At 60.3% G+C, this 19,479-nt stretch carries 18 protein-coding genes; 9 read left to right on the top strand and 9 right to left on the bottom strand.

Going from position 1 to position 19,479, the window contains the following annotated elements; translation table 11 throughout:
- Positions 1-17 precede the first annotated feature (17 nt).
- Both cysS and PMI24_RS04515 read left to right on the top strand, forming a co-directional pair.
- Positions 18-1,400 carry a cysteine--tRNA ligase gene (gene cysS, locus PMI24_RS04520; protein ID WP_007951492.1) on the top strand — a complete coding sequence of 461 codons (1,383 nt, stop codon included), beginning with the start codon at positions 18-20 and terminating at the stop codon, positions 1,398-1,400.
- Between the two features lie 301 nt (positions 1,401-1,701).
- Positions 1,702-2,913: an MFS transporter gene (locus PMI24_RS04515; protein ID WP_007951491.1), complete on the top strand. Its 1,212-nt coding sequence runs from the start codon at positions 1,702-1,704 to the stop codon at positions 2,911-2,913.
- Between the two features lie 16 nt (positions 2,914-2,929).
- On the opposite strand, the gene PMI24_RS04510 is transcribed toward PMI24_RS04515, so the two are convergent.
- The gene (locus PMI24_RS04510; RefSeq protein WP_007951490.1) at positions 2,930-4,795 is read right to left on the bottom strand and encodes a sigma-54-dependent Fis family transcriptional regulator; all 1,866 of its coding nucleotides are present in this window, start codon (positions 4,793-4,795) and stop codon (positions 2,930-2,932) included.
- Between the two features lie 364 nt (positions 4,796-5,159).
- Here PMI24_RS04510 and PMI24_RS04505 point away from each other — a divergent pair, with 364 nt between their 5' ends.
- The 6 genes from PMI24_RS04505 to PMI24_RS04480 are packed head-to-tail and all read left to right on the top strand — an operon-like array spanning position 5,160 to position 11,112.
- Entirely contained in the window at positions 5,160-6,254 is a 1,095-nt protein-coding gene (locus PMI24_RS04505; protein ID WP_007951489.1) for an ABC transporter ATP-binding protein, read from the top strand.
- Positions 6,254-7,366, top strand: a complete 1,113-nt coding sequence (locus PMI24_RS04500) for an ABC transporter ATP-binding protein (protein ID WP_007951488.1) — start codon at positions 6,254-6,256, stop codon at positions 7,364-7,366. Before PMI24_RS04505 ends, PMI24_RS04500 begins: the two co-directional genes overlap by 1 nt.
- On the top strand, positions 7,363-8,229 hold the full coding sequence (locus tag PMI24_RS04495; RefSeq protein ID WP_007951487.1) for a carbohydrate ABC transporter permease: 867 nt from the start codon (positions 7,363-7,365) through the stop codon (positions 8,227-8,229). The genes PMI24_RS04500 and PMI24_RS04495 overlap by 4 nt, the downstream gene beginning before the upstream one ends.
- 9 nt (positions 8,230-8,238) lie before the next feature.
- Positions 8,239-9,039, top strand: coding sequence for a carbohydrate ABC transporter permease (locus PMI24_RS04490; RefSeq protein WP_007951486.1), 801 nt, complete (start codon positions 8,239-8,241; stop codon positions 9,037-9,039).
- Between the two features lie 10 nt (positions 9,040-9,049).
- A complete protein-coding gene (locus PMI24_RS04485; protein WP_039767461.1) occupies positions 9,050-9,322 on the top strand; it encodes a DUF2160 domain-containing protein in 273 nt (90 codons plus the stop codon).
- Positions 9,323-9,369: 47 nt separating this feature from the next.
- Entirely contained in the window at positions 9,370-11,112 is a 1,743-nt protein-coding gene (locus PMI24_RS04480; protein ID WP_007951484.1) for an ABC transporter substrate-binding protein, read from the top strand.
- Positions 11,113-11,168: 56 nt separating this feature from the next.
- Here the strand turns inward: PMI24_RS04480 and PMI24_RS04475 are convergent, their stop codons facing one another.
- From PMI24_RS04475 to PMI24_RS04445, 8 genes are all read right to left on the bottom strand, one after another.
- Positions 11,169-11,546 carry a type II toxin-antitoxin system VapC family toxin gene (locus PMI24_RS04475; protein WP_007951483.1) on the bottom strand — a complete coding sequence of 126 codons (378 nt, stop codon included), beginning with the start codon at positions 11,544-11,546 and terminating at the stop codon, positions 11,169-11,171.
- On the bottom strand, positions 11,543-11,974 hold the full coding sequence (locus PMI24_RS29475) for a type II toxin-antitoxin system Phd/YefM family antitoxin (RefSeq protein WP_162831783.1): 432 nt from the start codon (positions 11,972-11,974) through the stop codon (positions 11,543-11,545). The genes PMI24_RS04475 and PMI24_RS29475 overlap by 4 nt, the downstream gene beginning before the upstream one ends.
- A gap of 158 nt (positions 11,975-12,132) precedes the next feature.
- Positions 12,133-13,011, bottom strand: a complete 879-nt coding sequence (locus PMI24_RS04465) for an alpha/beta fold hydrolase (RefSeq protein ID WP_007951481.1) — start codon at positions 13,009-13,011, stop codon at positions 12,133-12,135.
- A complete protein-coding gene (locus tag PMI24_RS04460) occupies positions 13,008-13,958 on the bottom strand; it encodes a class I SAM-dependent methyltransferase (protein ID WP_007951480.1) in 951 nt (316 codons plus the stop codon). Before PMI24_RS04460 ends, PMI24_RS04465 begins: the two co-directional genes overlap by 4 nt.
- Positions 13,955-15,178 (bottom strand): YcaO-like family protein, encoded by a 1,224-nt coding sequence (locus tag PMI24_RS04455; protein ID WP_007951478.1) that lies wholly within the window; start codon positions 15,176-15,178, stop codon positions 13,955-13,957. Before PMI24_RS04455 ends, PMI24_RS04460 begins: the two co-directional genes overlap by 4 nt.
- A gap of 50 nt (positions 15,179-15,228) precedes the next feature.
- The gene (locus PMI24_RS29595; RefSeq protein ID WP_007951477.1) at positions 15,229-15,357 is read right to left on the bottom strand and encodes a hypothetical protein; all 129 of its coding nucleotides are present in this window, start codon (positions 15,355-15,357) and stop codon (positions 15,229-15,231) included.
- A 372-nt stretch (positions 15,358-15,729) separates the two neighbouring features.
- Positions 15,730-17,139: a heavy metal sensor histidine kinase gene (locus PMI24_RS04450; protein WP_007951476.1), complete on the bottom strand. Its 1,410-nt coding sequence runs from the start codon at positions 17,137-17,139 to the stop codon at positions 15,730-15,732.
- Entirely contained in the window at positions 17,136-17,810 is a 675-nt protein-coding gene (locus PMI24_RS04445) for a heavy metal response regulator transcription factor (RefSeq protein WP_007951475.1), read from the bottom strand. The genes PMI24_RS04450 and PMI24_RS04445 overlap by 4 nt, the downstream gene beginning before the upstream one ends.
- Before the next feature lie 408 nt (positions 17,811-18,218).
- Between PMI24_RS04445 and PMI24_RS04440 the strand changes: the two genes are divergently transcribed.
- Positions 18,219-19,466, top strand: a complete 1,248-nt coding sequence (locus PMI24_RS04440) for a TolC family protein (protein ID WP_007951474.1) — start codon at positions 18,219-18,221, stop codon at positions 19,464-19,466.
- The last annotated feature ends 13 nt before the right edge of the window (positions 19,467-19,479 follow it).

Raw genomic sequence — 19,479 nt, 5'->3', positions numbered from 1 at the left:
AGTCTTAAGGAAACACCGTGCTTACGATCTACAACACGCTCACCAAGAGCAAAGAAGTCTTCAAGCCGCTGGATGGCAACAAGGTGCGCATGTACGTCTGCGGGATGACCGTGTACGACTACTGCCACCTTGGCCACGGCCGCAGCATGGTCGCGTTCGACCTGGTGACCCGCTGGTTGCGGTTCAGCGGTTATGACCTGACCTACGTGCGCAACATCACCGACATCGACGACAAGATCATCAACCGGGCCAACGAGAACGGCGAGTCGTTCGAAGCGTTGACCGAGCGCATGATCGCCGCGATGCACGAAGACGAAGCGCGCCTGAACATCAAGAAGCCGGACATGGAGCCGCGCGCCACGGATCACATCCCTGGCATGCACGCGATGATCCAGACCCTGATCGACAAGGGTTACGCCTACGCCCCGGGCAATGGCGACGTGTACTACCGCGTCGGCAAGTTCATGGGTTACGGCAAGCTCTCGCGCAAGAAGATCGAAGACCTGCGCATCGGTGCGCGGATCGAGGTCGACGAAGCCAAGGAAGATCCGCTGGACTTCGTGCTCTGGAAAGGCGTCAAGCCGGGCGAGCCAAGCTGGGAATCGCCGTGGGGCGCCGGGCGTCCGGGCTGGCACATCGAGTGCTCGGTGATGTCCACCTGCTGCCTGGGTGAGACTTTCGACATTCATGGCGGCGGCAGCGACCTCGAGTTCCCGCACCACGAAAACGAAATCGCCCAGAGCGAAGCGGCCACCGGCAAGACCTACGCCAACGCGTGGATGCATTGCGGCATGATCCGTATCAATGGCGAGAAGATGTCCAAGTCCTTGAACAACTTCTTCACCATTCGCGACGTGCTCGACAAGTACCACCCGGAAGTCGTGCGTTACCTGCTGGTGTCGAGCCACTACCGCAGCGCGATCAACTACTCGGAAGACAACCTCAAGGACGCCAAGGGCGCACTGGAGCGTTTCTACCACGCGCTGAAAGGTCTGCCGAGCGTCGCGCCGGCTGGCGGCGAAGCGTTCGTCGAGCGTTTCACCACGGTGATGAACGACGACTTCGGCACGCCGGAAGCCTGCGCGGTGCTGTTCGAGATGGTGCGCGAGATCAACCGTCTGCGCGAGAGCGATCTCGATGCAGCGGCCGGTCTGGCAGCGCGCCTGAAAGAACTGGCCAGCGTGCTCGGTGTGTTGCAGCTCGAAGCCGATGACTTCCTGCAGGCCGGCGCCGAAGGGCGTGTCGATGCAGCTGAAGTCGAGGCGCTGATCGCTGCGCGTCTGGCGGCACGTGCCGGCAAGGACTGGGCCGAATCCGACCGCATCCGCGACCAGCTCACCGCCATGGGCGTGGTGCTGGAAGACGGCAAGGGCGGCACGACCTGGCGTCTGGCTGACTGATTGCTGCGCTTGCTACAAACAAAACCCGCCTTGTGCGGGTTTTTGTTTTTCTGTCCGATTGATCGTTCTCACGCAGACAGTTGATCGTTCCCACGCTCCGCGTGGGAATGCAGCCCGGGACGCTCCGCGTCCCATGCCGAAGCGGACGCGGAGCGTCCATTGAGGCATTCCCACGCGGACGGTTCGACGCCTCGATGTGGGAACGATCCAGACAATGTGTGATTGCTTTTGGTATTCGCATAGGTCTTGATAGCGCACGCGGCAGGATGCTCATCAGCGGCGAATCCGGAAGGGAGGAATCATGGCTAATCACTATCGCGAGCTGGTATCGACACCCGGCGCCACCGGGCTGATCCTCGCGAGCTCTATCGCCCGACTGCCCCAGGCAATGATCGGCATCGGCATCATCACCATGCTGGTGCAGCAGACCGGCGTTTACTGGCTGGCCGGCGCAGTCGCCGGCACGTTTACCCTGGCCAACGCGCTGCTCGGCCCGCGCATCTCGAAACAGGTCGATCGACATGGCCAGAGTCGCGTGCTGCCCATCGTCACGGTTTTCAGCATCGTCATGTTGCTAGCGCTGATTTTGGCGGTCCACCTGAAGGCGCCGGCCGCGTTGTTTTTTGTGCTGGCGGCACTGGCGGGAACGATGCCGAGCATGCCGTCCATGATCCGGGCACGCTGGACGCAGCTGTTTCGTGGCAAACCGCAGTTGCACACTGCGTTCTCCCTCGACACGGTTCTCACCGAACTGGCTTACATCATCGGCCCGCCACTGGCGATCGGTTTGAGCGTGAGTTTCTTTGCGGAGGCCGGGCCGCTGGTGGCGGTGGGGCTGCTGGCCGTCGGCGTGACGGCGTTTCTCATGCAACGTCAGACCGAACCGAAAGTGGTGGCAGGCAACCGGAAAAACAGCGGTTCGACCCTGCTGATTCCCGGCGTTCGCACCATTGTCCTGGCGCTGCTCGCGATGGGGGCCATTGGCGGGTCGATCGATGTCGCCGTTGTGGCCTTCGCCAATGCCCAGGGCTGGCCATCGGCTGCCACTTTTATCCTCGCCGCCTATGCGTTCGGCTCGCTGGTGGCGGGCCTGACCTTCGGTGCATTGCGGGTGTCGCTGGCGATTGAAAAACAGTTCTTTATCGGGATCTTGGTCACGGCAGTCACCGGCGTATTGCCGGTGTTCTCACCGGACGTTTATGTCCTGTCCGCGATGTTGTTTATCGCCGGTATCTCGTTCGCGCCGACCATGGTGGTGGTCATGAAGCTGGGGACGATCATCATCCCGGCGGCGAGGATGACCGAAGGGCTGACGTGGATGACCACCGGGATCAGCATCGGCGTGGCGCTGGGCGGCATGCTGGCGGGGCTGGTGATTGATGCTTACGGCGCGCGGGCAGGGTTCGGCGTTGCGATAGTCGCAGGTCTTATGATGATGGTCGTGGTGTTGATGGGCCTGCGGACGTTGGCGGCCGCATCGGCTGCGCCCGTTGAGCCCGCCGTTTCGGCCTGACCCGCTATGGGAGCGCTCAGTTTTCAAGCTGCCGCAACCGCTTGTACAGCGTATTGCGGCTCACCCCCAACCGACGCGCCAGGTGGGAAATATTGCCCCCGGCCAGCTGCAACTCCCGGTTCAACGCCTCGGCATCGTTCAGGTCGATGCCCAATGGCTCGGCCACTTCGACCGGCTCCATCTCCAGATCGACAAAAAAATCGTCCGGCAAATGCTCAGGCCGAATCGGTTGTTCCTCGGCCATCGCCAGCGCCACCTGCATCACGCTGCTGACCTGACGCAGATTGCCCGGCCACGGATGCCGCTCGAACAGCTCCAGCACCTCGCGACTCAATCCCGCCCACTGCGATGGCTCGCGATGTTGTTCCCACAACCGTTTGAACAGCGCTTGCTTGTCGCTGCGCTCGCGCAGCGGTGGCAATTCGAGGGTCAAGCCGCCGATGCGGTAGTACAAGTCCTCGCGAAAACGCCCCAGTTGCACCTGTTCCCTGAGCGAACGGTTGGTGGCGGAGATGATCCGCAGATCCACCGGAAACAGCTCGCTACTGCCCACCGGTTGCACGCAGCGCTCCTGCAATACCCGCAGCAATCGGGCCTGAGTCGGCAGCGGCATGTCGCCGATTTCATCGAGAAACAACGTGCCTTTGTCAGCCTTGCGGATCAGGCCGATGCTGCCTTTCTGGTTGGCACCGGTGAACGCGCCTTTCTCGTACCCGAACAGCTCCGACTCCACCAGTTCGGCGGGGATCGCCGCGCAGTTGACGGCGATGAACGCTTGTTTGCTGCGGGAGCTGGCCTGGTGCAGGGCTTTGACGAAGACTTCCTTGCCGACCCCGGTTTCCCCGTGAATCAGCAGCGGAATGTCCTTTTCCAGCAGTCGCTCGGCCTGGCGCACGGCTTTTTCCACGCGGCTGTCGCCGAAGTGCAATGTGCTCAGACTGATGGCCGTCGGTACGGCGACTTTCGGTTCAGCGGTTCTGGTTTCAGCGGTTCTTGTTTCAGTGAAGACGCGCGCCTGAATCGGCGCCTGTTTAGGCCGTTTCAACAAACACTGGAAACGATTGCGCCCCGAGGTCTGCAAGGCAAACGGCAAACCGTCCGGCTGATTGATCAACTCCAGCAACGACACCTTGAACAGGCTCTCAACGCTGACCCGCGACAATCGCACCCCCAACAGATTGTCGGCCCGACGGTTGGCCGACAGCACTTGGCCGCTCTCATCAAAGATCAGCAGTCCGGCCCACTGGCTGTCGAGGTTGTTCAACCCGGTGTTGAAGGTCAGTTGAAAGTGCTGGCCGTGGAACAGGTTGAGGATCAGCCGGTTTTCCACGGTCTGGCTCATCATCTTGACCATGCCGAGGGTGTGCGACGGTGGCAGATAGCTGTCGCTGGACACATCGAGCACGGCGATGACCTTGCGCTCTGCATCGAAAATTGGCGCGGCGGAACCGGTCATGAAACGGTTGGCCTTGAGAAAGTGTTCATCGTGTTCGATGTGCACCGCCTGCTCGCAGGCCAGCGCCGTGCCGATGGCATTGGTGCCGCTGGCGCGCTCGACCCAACTGGCACCGGCCTGAAAACCGCGCGCCAGGTTCGGCTCGATAAAGCGCTGGGTGCCCCAGGACGTCAGCACCTGGCCCTGGTTGTCGGCCAGCATGATCAGGCAGTTGGAGTTGCTCAGGATGTTCTCGTAATACGGCAGCACTTCCTGGTGGGTGGTCTGCACCAGCGAATGATGGCGGTCGAGCAACTGCGCGATGCCGGCAGCGGGCAACTGATCGAAGGCCGGGGCGCTTTGGTGATTGAGACCGAAGGCGCGGCAACGGGACCAGGAGTCCTGGACGATCGCATCGTGGGAAAGCGGCGGGGCAGGTGCGGCCATGGCAGTCAGCCTCTGAATACAGCATTTTTATTATTGTTATTGAGATCTCTGTGGGAGCGAGCTTGCTCGCGATAGCGATGTGTCAGTTACATCAATGGTGAATGACATACCGCCATCGCGAGCAAGCTCGCTCTCACAGGATCCGTGCCAAAAAAGCATCCATAGAGTGTTGTTCACTATTGTTCATTGTCAATCGCCCGACTGTTCAATTGTTCAGTCGCGACTGTTCACTTGTGTTCAGCTACGAACCCCGGTTTGCGTGGCCTCCAGCGAATTCGACGGCAAATCAACAGCTTGCCGTTTCTGGCACGAATGTCGCTCTACAGGACAGGTCGCTTGACTCCAATAATAAAAAGGCCGAGCCATGTCACTCACCCTGGAGCACGTCAGCCGTACCGTCGAGGGCCAGACCTGGATCGACGATGCGAGCCTGAAATTCGAACCTGGATCCTTCAACGTTTTGCTCGGGCGCACGCTGTCCGGCAAGACCAGTCTGATGCGTCTGATGGCCGGTCTGGACAAGCCCGACAGCGGCCGCATCCTGATGAACGGCGTCGACGTCACCCAGCGGCCGGTGCGTTTGCGCAACGTGTCAATGGTCTATCAGCAGTTCATCAATTACCCGACCATGACGGTGTTCGAGAACATCGCCTCGCCGCTGCGCCAGGCCGGGATCTCCAATGAGCAGATCCAGAGCAAGGTGCAGGAAACCGCGAAGATGCTGCGCATCGAGAAGTTTCTGAAGCGCTATCCGCTGGAACTCTCCGGCGGCCAGCAGCAGCGCACGGCCATGGCCCGGGCGCTGGTCAAGGATGCTGAACTGATTCTGTTCGACGAGCCGCTGGTCAACCTCGACTACAAGCTGCGCGAAGAGCTGCGCCAGGAAATGCGCGAGTTGTTCAAGGCGCGCCACACCATCGCCATCTACGCCACCACCGAACCCAACGAAGCGCTGGCGCTGGGCGGCACCACCACCATTCTGCACGAGGGCCGGGTGATCCAGAGCGGCCCGTCGACCGAGGTCTATCACCAGCCGCAAACGGTGCTGGCCGCCGAATTGTTCTCCGAGCCGCCGATCAACCTGATGCCGGGGCGCATCGCCGGTAACGAAGTGAGCTTCGCCAACTTCGTGCACTTCCCGTTGAACGTCGATCTGCGGCCGGTGGGCGAGGGCGAGTTCCGTTTCGGCGTGCGCCCGAGCCACATCTCGCTGGTGCCGAGCAACGACGACGACCTGGAACTGGCGGTGACCGTCGAGGTGGCGGAGATCAGCGGTTCCGAAACCTTCCTGCACGTGCGCAACGAGCATTTCCTGCTGGTGCTGCATTTGCCGGGGGTTCACGAATACGACGTCGATGCGCCGATCCGCATCTATATCCCGACTCATAAACTGTTTGTGTTCGATGCGCAGGGCCGTCTGGTGCAGGCACCGGGCCGGCGCGTCGCGAGGGTTGCCTGATGGCCGAAATCCGTTTGCAACACCTCGCCCACAGCTACAGCAAAACCCCGAGCGGGCCCGAGGATTACGCGATCCGCGAGATGGACCACATCTGGGAGCAAGGCGGCGCCTATGCCTTGCTCGGCCCTTCGGGTTGCGGAAAATCGACGTTGCTCAACATCATTTCCGGCTTGCTCAGCCCGTCTCAGGGGCATGTGTTGTTCGACGGCAAAGCGGTCAACGACCTGACCCCGGAGAAGCGCAACATCGCGCAGGTGTTCCAGTTCCCGGTGGTCTACGACACCATGACCGTGTTCGACAACCTGGCCTTTCCCCTGCGCAATCAGGGCCTGGCCGAGGCGAAAGTGCACAGCAAGGTGCAGGAAATCGCCGAAGTCCTCGACCTGCAGAACCTGCTGAGCAAAAAGGCGCGCAACCTCACCGCCGATGAAAAACAGAAAGTTTCCATGGGCCGTGGACTGGTGCGCGATGACGTTTCGGCGATCCTGTTTGACGAGCCGCTGACGGTGATCGACCCGCACCTGAAATGGAAACTGCGGCGCAAGCTCAAGCAGATCCACGAGCAGTTCAACATCACCATGGTCTACGTCACCCACGATCAGCTGGAGGCTTCGACCTTCGCCGACAAAATCGCGGTGATGTACGGCGGCCAGATCGTCCAGTTCGGCACCCCACGGGAATTGTTCGAGCGGCCGAGCCACACTTTTGTCGGCTATTTCATCGGCAGCCCGGGGATGAACCTGATCGAAGTGCAGCCGCAACCGGGCGGGGTCGGTTTCAACTCGACCCACCTGCCGCTCTCCGACGGCTTGCAGCGCCATATCGAACACGGTCAGTGGAAAAATCTGAAGGTCGGCATCCGCCCCGAGTTCATTCATGTGTGGGACGAGCCGTTTGATGACGCGATGCAGGCGCGGGTCGTACACGTCGAAGACCTCGGCACCTACAAGATCATGACCCTGGATCTGGACGGCGCGCCGCTGAAAGTGCGTCTGGCCGAGGACAAACCGGTGCCGCAAGGCACGGCGTACATCAGTTTTCCGGCGCAGTGGCTGATGGTGTATGCCGACGAGTTTCTGCTGGATGCCACCGACAGCGAGGTACAGCCATGAACAAGGTGCAGAACAACAAGGCCTGGTGGCTGGTGTTGCCGGTGTTCCTGCTGGTGGCGTTCAGTGCGGTGATCCCGATGATGACCGTGGTCAACTATTCGGTGCAGGACATCTTCGACCAGTCCAGCCGCTACTTCGTCGGTGCCGACTGGTACAAGCAGGTGCTGCTCGATCCGCGTCTGCACGACTCGTTGCTGCGCCAGTTCATCTACTCGGCGTGTGTGCTGCTGATCGAAATCCCGCTCGGCATCGCCATCGCGTTGACCATGCCGACCAAGGGTCGCTGGTCGTCGGTGGTGCTGATCGTTCTGGCGATCCCGCTGCTGATTCCGTGGAACGTGGTCGGCACCATCTGGCAGATTTTCGGCCGCGCCGACATCGGCCTGTTGGGTTCGAGCCTCAACGCCATGGGCATCAGCTACAACTACGCGGCCAACACCATGGACGCCTGGGTCACCGTGCTGGTGATGGATGTCTGGCACTGGACTTCACTGGTGGCACTGTTGTGTTTCTCCGGGCTGCGGGCGATTCCCGATGTGTATTACCAGGCCGCGCGCATTGACCGGGCCTCGGCCTGGGCCGTGTTCCGCCACATTCAGTTGCCCAAGTTGAAGAGCGTGCTGCTGATCGCGGTGATGCTGCGCTTCATGGACAGCTTCATGATCTATACCGAGCCGTTCGTACTCACCGGTGGCGGACCGGGTAACTCGACGACCTTCCTGAGTCAGACCCTGACCCAGATGGCCGTAGGCCAATTCGACCTGGGGCCGGCGGCGGCATTCTCGCTGGTGTACTTCCTGATCATCCTGCTGGTGTCCTGGCTGTTCTACACCGCCATGACCCACAACGATGCCAACCGCTGAGGCCCGGCCATGAGCAAAAGAAAGCTGATTCCCCTGCTGCTCTACATTCTGTTCCTGCTGGTGCCGATCTATTGGCTGCTGAACATGTCGTTCAAGAGCAACACCGAAATCCTCGGCGGACTGACCCTTTTTCCACAGGATTTCACGCTGGCGAACTACAAGGTGATCTTCACCGATCCGAGCTGGTACACCGGCTATATCAACTCGCTGTACTACGTCAGTCTGAACACGATCATTTCTCTGACCGTGGCACTGCCGGCGGCCTACGCGTTTTCCCGCTACCGCTTTCTCGGCGACAAGCACCTGTTCTTCTGGCTGCTGACCAACCGCATGGCGCCACCGGCGGTGTTCCTGCTGCCGTTCTTCCAGCTGTATTCGTCGATCGGCCTGTTCGACACCCACATCGCCGTGGCGCTGGCGCACTGCCTGTTCAACGTGCCGCTGGCGGTGTGGATCCTCGAAGGTTTCATGTCCGGGGTGCCGAAGGAGATCGACGAAACCGCCTACATCGACGGCTACAGCTTTCCCAAGTTCTTCGTGAAGATCTTCATTCCGCTGATCGGCTCCGGCATCGGTGTGACGGCGTTTTTCTGCTTCATGTTTTCCTGGGTCGAACTGCTGCTGGCGCGCACGCTGACCTCGGTGAACGCCAAACCGATCGCGGCGGTGATGACGCGCACGGTGTCGGCGTCCGGCATTGACTGGGGTGTACTGGCGGCGGCGGGGGTGTTGACTATTCTCCCCGGCATGCTGGTGATCTGGTTCGTTCGCAACCACGTGGCCAAGGGCTTTGCCCTGGGCCGGGTCTGAGGAACTGATGATGGAATGGATGAGCTGGACCGTCCCGACGGCGGCGTTTTTCATCGTGATTGGTTTGATCCTGGTGGGCATGACCACCTGGGAACTGCGCTCGCCGAGTATCTTGCGGCGTGGGTTTCTGCCGATTGCCACCACCCGTGGCGATCGCTTGTTCATCGGTCTTCTCGGCAGCGCCTACCTGCATCTGCTGGTAATCGGCGTGACCGACTGGAGCATCTGGGTAGCGTCCGCGTTGTCCCTGGTGTGGCTGTTGGCTGTGATGCGTTGGGGCTAGTCGAATCGCTCGGCAATCTTGCTCCGAAAACCTAACAGGAGGTCTCTATGTTCGATAAGAAAAATAAGCTGCGACATAGCATTTCATTGGCAGCCATGCTGGCACTCAGCGGTTTGAGCGCGTCCGCCTGGGCCGACGCCTACGAAGATGCCGCAAAAAAATGGATCGGCAGCGAGTTCAAGCCGTCGACCCTGACGGCCGAGCAGCAACTCGAAGAACTGAAGTGGTTCATCAAGGCGGCCGAGCCGTTTCGCGGGATGGACATCAAGGTCGTCTCGGAAACCCTGACCACCCACGAATATGAATCCAAGGTGCTGGCCAAGGCCTTCAGCGAAATCACCGGCATCAAGCTGACCCACGACCTGCTGCAGGAAGGCGACGTCGTGGAAAAAATGCAGACGGTGATGCAGTCGGACAAGAACATCTACGATGGCTGGGTCAACGACTCGGACCTGATCGGTACGCACTTTCGCTACGGCAAGACGGAATCGATCACCGACCTGATGGCCAACGAAGGCAAGAACTTCACCTCGCCGACCCTCGACATCAAGGACTTCATCGGCATCTCCTTCACCACCGCGCCGGACGGCAAGATCTATCAATTGCCCGACCAGCAGTTCGCCAACCTGTACTGGTTCCGCGCCGACTGGTTCGAACGTGCCGACCTGAAAGCCAAGTTCAAGGAAAAGTACGGCTATGAACTGGGTGTGCCGGTGAACTGGTCGGCCTATGAAGACATCGCCAAATTCTTCAGCGAAGACGTCAAGGAAATCGACGGCAAGCGCATTTACGGGCACATGGACTACGGCAAGAAAGACCCGTCGCTGGGCTGGCGCTTCACCGATGCCTGGTTCTCCATGGCCGGTGGCGGCGACAAGGGCATTCCCAACGGCTTGCCGGTGGACGAGTGGGGGATTCGCGTCGAGGATTGCCACCCGGTCGGTTCCAGCGTGACCCGCGGCGGCGACACCAACGGCCCGGCGGCGGTGTTCGCCACCACCAAATACGTCGACTGGCTGAAGAAGTACGCGCCACCGGAAGCGGCGGGCATGACCTTCTCCGAATCGGGCCCGGTGCCGTCCCAGGGCAACATCGCCCAGCAGATCTTCTGGTACACCGCCTTCACCGCCGACATGACCAAACCGGGCCTGCCGGTAGTCAACGCCGACGGCACGCCGAAATGGCGCATGGCGCCATCGCCGCGCGGGCCGTACTGGGAAGAGGGGATGAAACTCGGTTATCAGGACGTGGGCTCGTGGACCTTCATGAAATCCACGCCTGAGAAACAGAAACTCGCGGCCTGGCTGTACGCGCAGTTCGTGACTTCGAAAACCGTGTCGCTGAAGAAAACCATCGTCGGTCTGACGCCGATTCGCGAGTCGGACATCAACTCGCAAGCGATGACCGATCTGGCGCCGAAACTCGGTGGTCTGGTCGAGTTCTACCGCAGCCCGGCCCGCGTGCAATGGACCCCGACCGGCACCAACGTGCCGGACTATCCACGTCTGGCACAACTGTGGTGGAGCCACATCGCCGAAGCCGCCAGCGGCGAGAAGACCCCGCAACAGGCCCTCGACGGTCTGGCCAAGGATCAGGACGCGATCATGACCCGTCTGGAACGCTCCAAGGCCCAAGCGGTGTGCGCACCGAAAATGAACCCCGAGCGCGACGCGCAATACTGGTTCGACCAGCCGGGCGCACCAAAACCGAAGCTGGCCAACGAGAAGCCGAAAGGCGAAACCGTGAGCTACAACGAACTGCTCAAGTCGTGGGAGGCGGCACGCAAGTAAGGTTTTTTTGCGGGGCGGAACGGCACCTTCGGGTGCCGTTTTTCTTTGTGCGGGATTCAGACCAGAACAGCCAGATCTGTGTACTGAGCCACCAAGGGATCGGCGGTTAGCAGCTTCATCGGCTCTACCATGGCTGTTGCAACAATAAGCCGATCGAATGGATCGCGATGGTGGTGTTCAAGCTCCTTTACAGCAATGGCGTGTTCTGAAGTCACCGGGAGTTCTATAAAGCCGCTGTCGAGGCTGTATTGCCTTATCTCTTCAAGATCAACATTCAACTTACCGAGGCCGACCTTGATCGCCATCTCCCAGTAGGTCGCAGCGCTGATATAGATTTCGGTGGCGTTCTCAATCAGTTTTCTGGCTTTTGCGGAGAGTCTGGAATCGTCTGAAAGCGTCCAGAGCAGAATGTGGGTGTCGAGCAATACCCTCATGACTGGCCACCCTCAAACGCGTCGAGCATGTCATCCGGTAGTGGCGCGTCGAAGTTTTCGGGAAGCACGAGTTTGCCTTTCATCGCACCTATGCGCGGACCGTGAGCTTTGGTGACAGGAACCAGACGAGCGAGTGCACGCCCATGTTTGGCAATTGTAATGATCTGCCCCGAGGCGGCCTCATCGACGAGTCTGGATAGATTGTTTTTGGCTTCGGCCAACGGAACGATGATCATCATGTCTTCCTCATATTCTGGACAAATATAGCCAGAATCAAGGGAGCCGGCAAAGTCGCGGATTTGTTCTGTGCAGGTGAGGGGCAAACCTGCACGTCGCGCTATATAGGGAAATTGCATGACTTTGCTCCGTCGCTCGACCACCGATGAATCGAAGCTGCTCACCAGCTCAAAAAAGATTTCACGTTTCATTGTCCGTTCTGGCCTCAGCCGCTTAGTAAACCGTGAACCAAGATAACGTCTTGTTCCCTGGCGTGGCTGTAGGACGAGACGGGCATTCTGGAGAGAGCTTTCTGTGTTCCCGGCGGGACGGGCCAGTAACGGAAAAAGATCCTACGGCCATATAACGCTCACCTTTCGATTTCACGTTTCACCGCCCGGCGCACTGCTTTTAGGAGGGCGTTTTCAAAGGCGTTGTGCCCGGCGTGCAGCAGCCGGCAGTGGATGTTCATGCGTTGCCTGAGCCAGCGCACGCTGGCCATGCCATGGGTGTCGCGGATGCCCTGGATCAGCAGGGTGTTGTCGTCGAGGGTCAGGTCTTCATCCTTTGGCGAGAAGCAGTAGTTCCGCAGGTGGTAATGCAGTTCCAGACGGATCGCGAGCACGGCTTCCTGATCGACGAAACGCTCCAGTGTGTCGGGGCAGATCGTCTGCCCTGTGCGACGTAGAACAGCGTTCAACCATTCGATGGCGGCGCGGCGTTGTTGCAATGGACAGCCTTCGCCGAGGATCCGGTAGATGTCCCTGGCACGGTGGCCGGTCGGCGTTTGAGGCGATTGCGCCAGCCCATCATTGAGCGCCTGATCGTAGGCCCGGACATTGGCGGCAAACGGTACGAATACCGAAACCAGTGTGGTTTTCAGCAGGTGCTGCGGATAGCGCTGTTGGTACTGGATCGCCAGCCAACTCCCCCATGACACCCCCAGCACGCTGATTTTTTCGAAGCCGAAATGCTGGCGCAGGGCATCGATGTCTTCGACACACAGCCCGGTAGTGTTATCCCGAAGTTCGCCGTAGGGCGTCGAGCGTCCGCAACCCCGTTGATCAAACAGGATGATGTCGAACCGGCCCGTGTCGAAGAACTGCAAATGGTGGCGGCTGATACGCCCGCCGGGGCCGCCATGGAGGAAAAACACCGGTTCGTGTCCCGGAACACCATGGCGTTCCCAATAGAGTTGATGGCCGTCGCCGGTCGGGTAATAACCTCGGCTGTGCAGGGAAAAGCTCATGGCGTCGGAACCGTCAGACGATAGAACTGGAACAGCTCGACCTGCCCCGGCCGTGCCGCGACGCTGGATTCAAGTTTCAGGTGGTGGAGGGAGGCGAGCCAGGTGACCGGGATCAGCACCGGCGTGTGACCAAAGACGAGGATCGTGCCACCGGGTTTTACGCAGCGGATCAGCGACTCGAAGGCGTTCTTCGCCTCTCGGCGGGTCAAGACTTCGGCGTTGAGGAACCGCAGGATCAAGACATCGCAGCGAATCCCGGCATCGAAAGCTTCACTCGCCTCCAGCACGTCGAATTCGACGGAGATCCCGCTGTGACATCGCCTGGCGTGTTCGATCATCGAGGCCGAACGGTCACTGCCCAGGCACAGACAGTCGGGCAGGGCGCGGGCGAGGTGGGCGATGAACGCGCCGGTCGAACAGGCCGGGTCGTAAATCAGTGCGCCTTTTTCAGTGATGGCCTGGAGCAGCCCGGCGCAGTATTCGCGCAAGTGGTGCTCGTCGGTGTTCAGCTGTTCGGCCAGTGATTCGTTGCATTGCCAGAAGTCTGCCGGGCAGACCGCTTCCCGGCCTGTCTCATCCAGCAGTGGATAGGGAAAAAGGATCTCGCTGTCAGCCTGATGCAAGGCGTGCTCGAAGAACTGCGCTTTGTCTGCGGGGGAGATCGTCCGATAGCCGATCGACAACCCGTCATTACCCCACAATGAATGGAGATGCGGGCCAAACAACATGCCGGGTTTGAGCGCGCTGCCGGCCTGCCACCGAAAATGCCGGTCACGTTGCAGGAGCTTGCGGCCGACCCAAAGCTCATCGTTCACCCGCAGCAAAAAAACCTGATGCAGTCCGCTGCCTCGCGGTTCGAGGTAGTGGCCAACAGCGCCGTTTTCGTTGAGGTAAAGGCGCATGGATCGGGCCAATGTCAGCTCCCGGGTGCGATCAAGTCGGTTCATGGGGCTGGCCTCTCCAGCGTACGGCCCCGCGCTTGCGGGATGACGACGTTGCCGCTGGAGACCACGAAGAAGCGCTCCAGTCCGGGGATCACCACGTTGAGCAGGGTGGTGCCGAGCTCGGTTCGCTGCAGGACGGCTGCACCCAGCGTGCGGCCATGAATCCGCAGGCCTTGAGTCAGCAAGTGCAGTTGGTTTTCCACCGACAGGTCTTTAGCGGAATCCGGCAGTCTGATTCCGTGTTGAACGCAGCGATGCAGGAGCGTCTGCGGATCGAACTGCGCACAGCGCAGCAGGCGCGGGAAGGGCTGCAGGTTGCGCAGCGCGTTGGCCAGTGTCTGGCGGTATTCGGGTTCGGCGGCACTCAGTTGCAACTGCACCAGTTCAGTGAGCGCCCGCCACGCCGCGTGGCGCGGGTCGAGGGAGCTGCCACTGCCGAATATCTGTGGATGAGGCCCCGGCTTCGTCGTGAACGCCAGAAAAGTCCGGGTCATGAACTCGGTGCTGATATCCACCAGCACGATTTCGCCGTCGATTTCCTGTTCGGCATCGGCCCATAGACGACCGAGTTCGTCGCGTTCAGTGAGACGCGCCACCCGCCGCAGTGGCGGATGATTCTCGTAGTAAAAATGGTTGAGCAAAAACAACGACACGGCGTCGCGTTCGATGCATTCGTTGGCGGCGTGCAGCATCGCTTCGTTGTAAGTGGCGCCAATCGCGGTGCCGCTGTTGCTGGCGTAGCGCTGCACGGCGCGGTAGTCCGCCATGCCCGGTGACGAGGGCAAACGTGAGCCGTTCGGCGAGGTCAGCGCCAACGGATAGGAAAACCGGTCATGCCACGGCGGACAGACATAGGTCCGGCAGGTGATGCGCACGTTTTGCTGGCAGGTGAGCCTGTGCAGGAGCGAGTCATCGGCAAACACCGGCGTGTCTTTGAAATAGCGTTCCGTCTCGTGGTGAACATCGTAGGTACAGAGTTCATCCGTCCAGTAGTGCTCGAGCGCTTCATAAAGCGCGCCCAGGTGCGCCTGATCCGCATAGCCCTTGCCGGAGCCACGGGCATGACGGTTGTCGCCGCTATGAAGACTCGCCTGAACGGCAACCACTTTGCTGCCGAGGGTGCGGGTGTGCGGTGTGAGGCCCAGGCGTGAAAATTCGATATGAATACGCCGTTCTGCCTGATCGGCCGTGAGCTCACGCTCGGCCAACGTTGTCTTGTCCATGATTCCCTTCCTGGAAAGCCCGCGAGGGCGCAAGGCCCCCGCGGGTTCTGTCACTCGGCGTTGAGTTCCGCCTGTTCTTCCTCGGTCAGTTGCAGCGCTTCGATCTGCTCTGGCGAGGGTGCTTCCTGCTCTTCCAGTTCATCGATAGGGTTTGCGTTCAAGCTGCCCATGTAGCCCATGATGTTGCTCCTTGGTTGTTGTTTGGGAGTGCTGTTGCAAGCACGAGCCGAATCTAAAAGGGCGGTGAGGGCGGGGTCAAAAATGTCCAGACGTTTCCAGCCGCGGGTTTCAGCGGTGTCGAAACACGTACTGATAAAACGTGAATTGACGCCGGGCGGACGTGTTTCTGGGGGGCAGCACTGCGTGGCAACGGGCGAACCACGCGAAAGGAATCAGCGGTCTGAGGCGTTCTGTCTGTTGTCGTTGTCAGACGTTTCAGCGCGGGGACGACGCAAATTCGTACTGAAGAATCTACGGGGATGGATGCAGCACTTGTGCGGTGATTTTTCCTATGAGGTTTCAGAAAACACCGCACAAATCGGCTTGAAGGTTTAGTGCCGTTCCCGGTGCAACGCGGGAAACACCAGACTGAACACCGTCATCGCCCCCGGACGGCTTTGAACCTGCGCGGAGCCCTGATGCAAGGTCATGATCGAATGCACGATGGCCAGTCCCAGACCGGTACTGCCCTGTGAACGGGTGCGACTGCTGTCGACCCGGTAAAAACGGTCGAACAGATACGGCAGGTGCTGCGCTTCGATGCCTGTGCCGGGATTGCTCACCCGCAGCGACACTTCGTTCGGCGCCTGTTCGATGAACAGCGAAACGGTCTTGCCGGACGGGCAGTGGCGCAGGGCATTGGACAGCAGATTGGAAATCGCTCGCTGGATCATCAGCCGGTCGCCCGACACCTGAGCGCTGCCGATGACCTTTAGATCGATCTGTTTGTCCTGCGCCGACAAGGAAAACAGTTCGGCCACCCTGAACGCCTCTTGCTCCAGCGCAATCGGCTCGAACGAGGTGTGTGCCACAGGCTGGCTGGCCTGGGCCAGGAACAGCATGTCCGAGACAATCCGCGCGACCCGCTCCAGCTCTTCGGTGCAGGACACCAGAACGTTGGTGTATTCCTCGACCGAGCGCTCCCGCGACAGCGTCACCTGGGCCTTGCCCATCAGGTTGTTGATCGGCGTACGCAGTTCGTGGGCCAGGTCATCGGAGAACTGCGACAACTGCTGCACGCCGCTGTCCAGGCGATCGAGCATGACGTTGATGCCCTGCGCCAGTTCGCTGAGTTCCTGGGGCATGTTCAGCACCGACAGGCGATGGTCGAGATCCTGCGTCGTCACTCGTGCCGCCACTTTGCGGAATTCGCGCAACGGTGCCAGCCCTCGCTGCACGGCGCCCCATGCGGTCAGGCCGATGAACACCAGCAGCAACGGCAAAGCCATCAGCGTCGAGCGCAAATAAGCACTGAGCAAGGCCTGATCGTGGGCGTTATCCATCGACAGCAGCACCGGTACGTTGCTGCCACCCTTGAGGCGAATCAGTTTGGAGACGGTGAGAAACTTCGCGCCTTCAGCATCGGCGCTGTCGGTGTGGGTCAACTGATCGGTGGTCGCCCGTACCGCCTTCAACTCGACCCGCGGATCGGTCAGGCCCGAACCGGATTTGAGCAACGGGGTGCGCAGGTTGTTCAGGTCATAAATGGTCAGCGTCAGGTTGTCATGCCCCATGACCTGATCGAGCAGAATGTGCGGCTTGGCGCTGATCTCACCGGTGTCGGCGTACAACGTCAGGCTGTGCTCAACCTGTTCCATCTTTTTTTCCAGGCTGTCCCGGGACAACGCGTTCAGCTCATGGGTCAGGGCGAAATACGCGAGGATCGCCAGGAACACCACCAGCAATGCGCCGAGAATACTGACCGTCAGACCCAGACGCAGCGACAGGCTGGCCGGCTTCACTCCCGCGCCTCCAGCACATAGCCGACACCGCGCAGGGTGTGGATCAGTTTGCTGTCGAACGGGTCGTCGATCTTCGCCCGCAAGCGGCGGATCGAGACTTCGACCACGTTGGTGTCGCAGTCGAAATTCATGTCCCACACCAGCGAGATGATCTGGGTGCGGGTCAGCACTTCGCCGGACTGGCGCATCAGCAGGTGCAGCAGGGCGAATTCCTTGGTGGTCAGGTCGATGCGCTGGGTGCCACGAAAGGCCCGGTGACGGCCCGGATCGAGTTCCAGATCGGCGACCTTGAGCACCTGCGGCACCGGAATGTTCTCGCTGCGACGCATCAACGTGCGTACCCGCGCCAGCAGTTCCGGAAACTCGAACGGCTTGACCAGATAATCATCGGCGCCCAGGTCCAGGCCACGGATCTTGTCCGCCAGCCGCCCGCGTGCGGTGAGCATCATCACCCGGGTGGAGTGGGTGCGACGCAGTTGTTCCAGCACGCTCCAGCCGTCCAATTCCGGCAGGTTCACATCGAGAATGATCAGGTCATAAACCTGTTGTTGCGCCAGGTGCAAACCATCTGCGCCATTGACCGCGTGATCAACGATATAACCACTTTCGGTCAGGCCCTGATGCAAGTATTCGGCAGCTTTAAGCTCGTCCTCGACGACAAGGATTCGCATGATGTTTCACCACTTTTAATGAATGGGTATTTAAACAAGTGAGTCTGGAAGTTGCAGTTTTTACAGGGACTTCCTGACGGATTTTGGAACTGAGTGGCGTGCACGGTAAAGGCTGTAGTGGCTACAGAGTCAATGCCTGGGGCCTTTAAGTCGGCCATCCGCGACAGCCTGTCGCAGCGAAATGGCGCGTTTTCCATGACTTCCATTTCGGCAAGTGCTGTTCGGCGGATAACTAACGCGCATTTGTTTCTATCTATTGCAACAAACTCATTCGAACTTCGAATCCTAGAGCAAAACAACTTCGATAAACCGTGGATAACGGATTTGTAATGTTCACGTCACCTTGTCGATAAGTTCAAAACCCTACCGTGGCGCCATCAACGATTCTTGATTGAAGGAAGCCTTCCATTGCCCGGTTTAATTGAACTGACGGCGCGATCACGCCTGAAAAAAACCGCCAGCGGCCTCTTGTTGCTGGCCTGTACCAGCCTTGCCAGTGCATCGACCCTGACCCTGGATCAGGCGCTGCAAACCGCGTTCGCCGGCAACCCGGAGCTGGCCGCCGCGCAGTGGGAAATCGGCATTGCCGAGGGCGACCGCAAGCAGGCCGGGCTGATCCCCAACCCCGAGGTGTCGTGGGAGGCCGAAGACACCCGGCGCGAATCGCGCACCACCACGGTGATGTTCAGCCAGCCGATCGAGCTGGGCGGCAAGCGTGGCGCGCGGATTGATGTGGCGAGCCGTGCGCAGGATGCCGCCGGCATTGAGCTGGAGCGCAAGCGCAACGCACTGCGCGCCGACGTGCTTCAAGCGTTCAACGGTGCGCAAACCGCGCAGCAACGTTTGCAACTGGCCCGGCAGTCGCTGCAACTCGCCGAGCACGGTTTGCGTGTGGCGCAGGGGCGGATCGAGGCGGGCAAGTCGTCGCCCGTGGAAGGCACACGTGCGCAAGTGCAGCTCTCGGAAGTGCGCCTGGAATTGAGCCGCGCCGAGCGCGATCAGGCCAATGCGTACCAGCAATTGGCCCAGGTCATGGGCGCACCGTTGCCGACGTCGACCACGGTGCAGACCGCGACTCAAAACCTGCCCAACGTACCGCCGCCCACCCGTTTGCTTGAGCGCCTGAACGAGACTGCGGAGCTGCGCCTGGCCAGGTTGCAGATCGACCAGCGCGAAGCATCGCTGGGGTTGGAAAAGTCCCAGCGGATTCCCGATCTGACGGTCAGCATCGGCAGCCAGTACAGCGAAACCGAGCGCGAGCGGGTCAACGTGGTCGGGCTGTCGATGCCGATTCCGCTGTTCAACCGCAATCAGGGCAACGTGCTGGCGGCGGCGCGGCGTACCGATCAGGCGCGGGACCTGCGCAACGCCACCGAACTGCGCTTGCGCACGGAAATCCAGACCACGCTGGCGCAATGGCAGACCGCCAACGGCGAAATCCTGGCATTCGACCGAACCATTCTGCCCGCCGCGCAAAGTGCCGTGGACAGCGCCACTCGCGGTTTCGAAATGGGCAAGTTCGGCTTCCTCGACGTGCTCGATGCCCAGCGCACATTGATCGCCGCTCGCAGCCAATACATCCAGGCGATGAGCGAGGCGACCGACGCCCGGGTCCGAATCGAACGCATCTTCGGCGACCTCAGCGCCAACCCTTGAATTTCAACTTTCT

The organism is Pseudomonas sp. GM25 (assembly GCF_000282255.1).
Lineage (GTDB): Bacteria > Pseudomonadota > Gammaproteobacteria > Pseudomonadales > Pseudomonadaceae > Aquipseudomonas > Aquipseudomonas aphyarum.
This window is presented reverse-complemented; position numbering and strand designations above follow the sequence as displayed.

What these genes read in the sequence shown, in the direction of transcription:
- PMI24_RS04515 (WP_007951491.1), top strand. Translation starts at nt 1,702, where the DNA reads ATGGCTAATCACTATCGCGAGCTGGTATCGACACCCGGCGCCACCGGG.
- PMI24_RS04510 (WP_007951490.1), bottom strand. Translation starts at nt 4,795, where the DNA reads ATGGCCGCACCTGCCCCGCCGCTTTCCCACGATGCGATCGTCCAGGAC.
- PMI24_RS04505 (WP_007951489.1), top strand. Translation starts at nt 5,160, where the DNA reads ATGTCACTCACCCTGGAGCACGTCAGCCGTACCGTCGAGGGCCAGACC.
- PMI24_RS04500 (WP_007951488.1), top strand. Translation starts at nt 6,254, where the DNA reads ATGGCCGAAATCCGTTTGCAACACCTCGCCCACAGCTACAGCAAAACC.
- PMI24_RS04495 (WP_007951487.1), top strand. Translation starts at nt 7,363, where the DNA reads ATGAACAAGGTGCAGAACAACAAGGCCTGGTGGCTGGTGTTGCCGGTG.
- PMI24_RS04490 (WP_007951486.1), top strand. Translation starts at nt 8,239, where the DNA reads ATGAGCAAAAGAAAGCTGATTCCCCTGCTGCTCTACATTCTGTTCCTG.
- PMI24_RS04485 (WP_039767461.1), top strand. Translation starts at nt 9,050, where the DNA reads ATGGAATGGATGAGCTGGACCGTCCCGACGGCGGCGTTTTTCATCGTG.
- PMI24_RS04480 (WP_007951484.1), top strand. Translation starts at nt 9,370, where the DNA reads ATGTTCGATAAGAAAAATAAGCTGCGACATAGCATTTCATTGGCAGCC.
- PMI24_RS04475 (WP_007951483.1), bottom strand. Translation starts at nt 11,546, where the DNA reads ATGAGGGTATTGCTCGACACCCACATTCTGCTCTGGACGCTTTCAGAC.
- PMI24_RS29475 (WP_162831783.1), bottom strand. Translation starts at nt 11,974, where the DNA reads ATGAAACGTGAAATCTTTTTTGAGCTGGTGAGCAGCTTCGATTCATCG.
- PMI24_RS04465 (WP_007951481.1), bottom strand. Translation starts at nt 13,011, where the DNA reads ATGAGCTTTTCCCTGCACAGCCGAGGTTATTACCCGACCGGCGACGGC.
- PMI24_RS04460 (WP_007951480.1), bottom strand. Translation starts at nt 13,958, where the DNA reads ATGAACCGACTTGATCGCACCCGGGAGCTGACATTGGCCCGATCCATG.
- PMI24_RS04455 (WP_007951478.1), bottom strand. Translation starts at nt 15,178, where the DNA reads ATGGACAAGACAACGTTGGCCGAGCGTGAGCTCACGGCCGATCAGGCA.
- PMI24_RS29595 (WP_007951477.1), bottom strand. Translation starts at nt 15,357, where the DNA reads ATGGGCTACATGGGCAGCTTGAACGCAAACCCTATCGATGAACTGGAA.
- PMI24_RS04445 (WP_007951475.1), bottom strand. Translation starts at nt 17,810, where the DNA reads ATGCGAATCCTTGTCGTCGAGGACGAGCTTAAAGCTGCCGAATACTTG.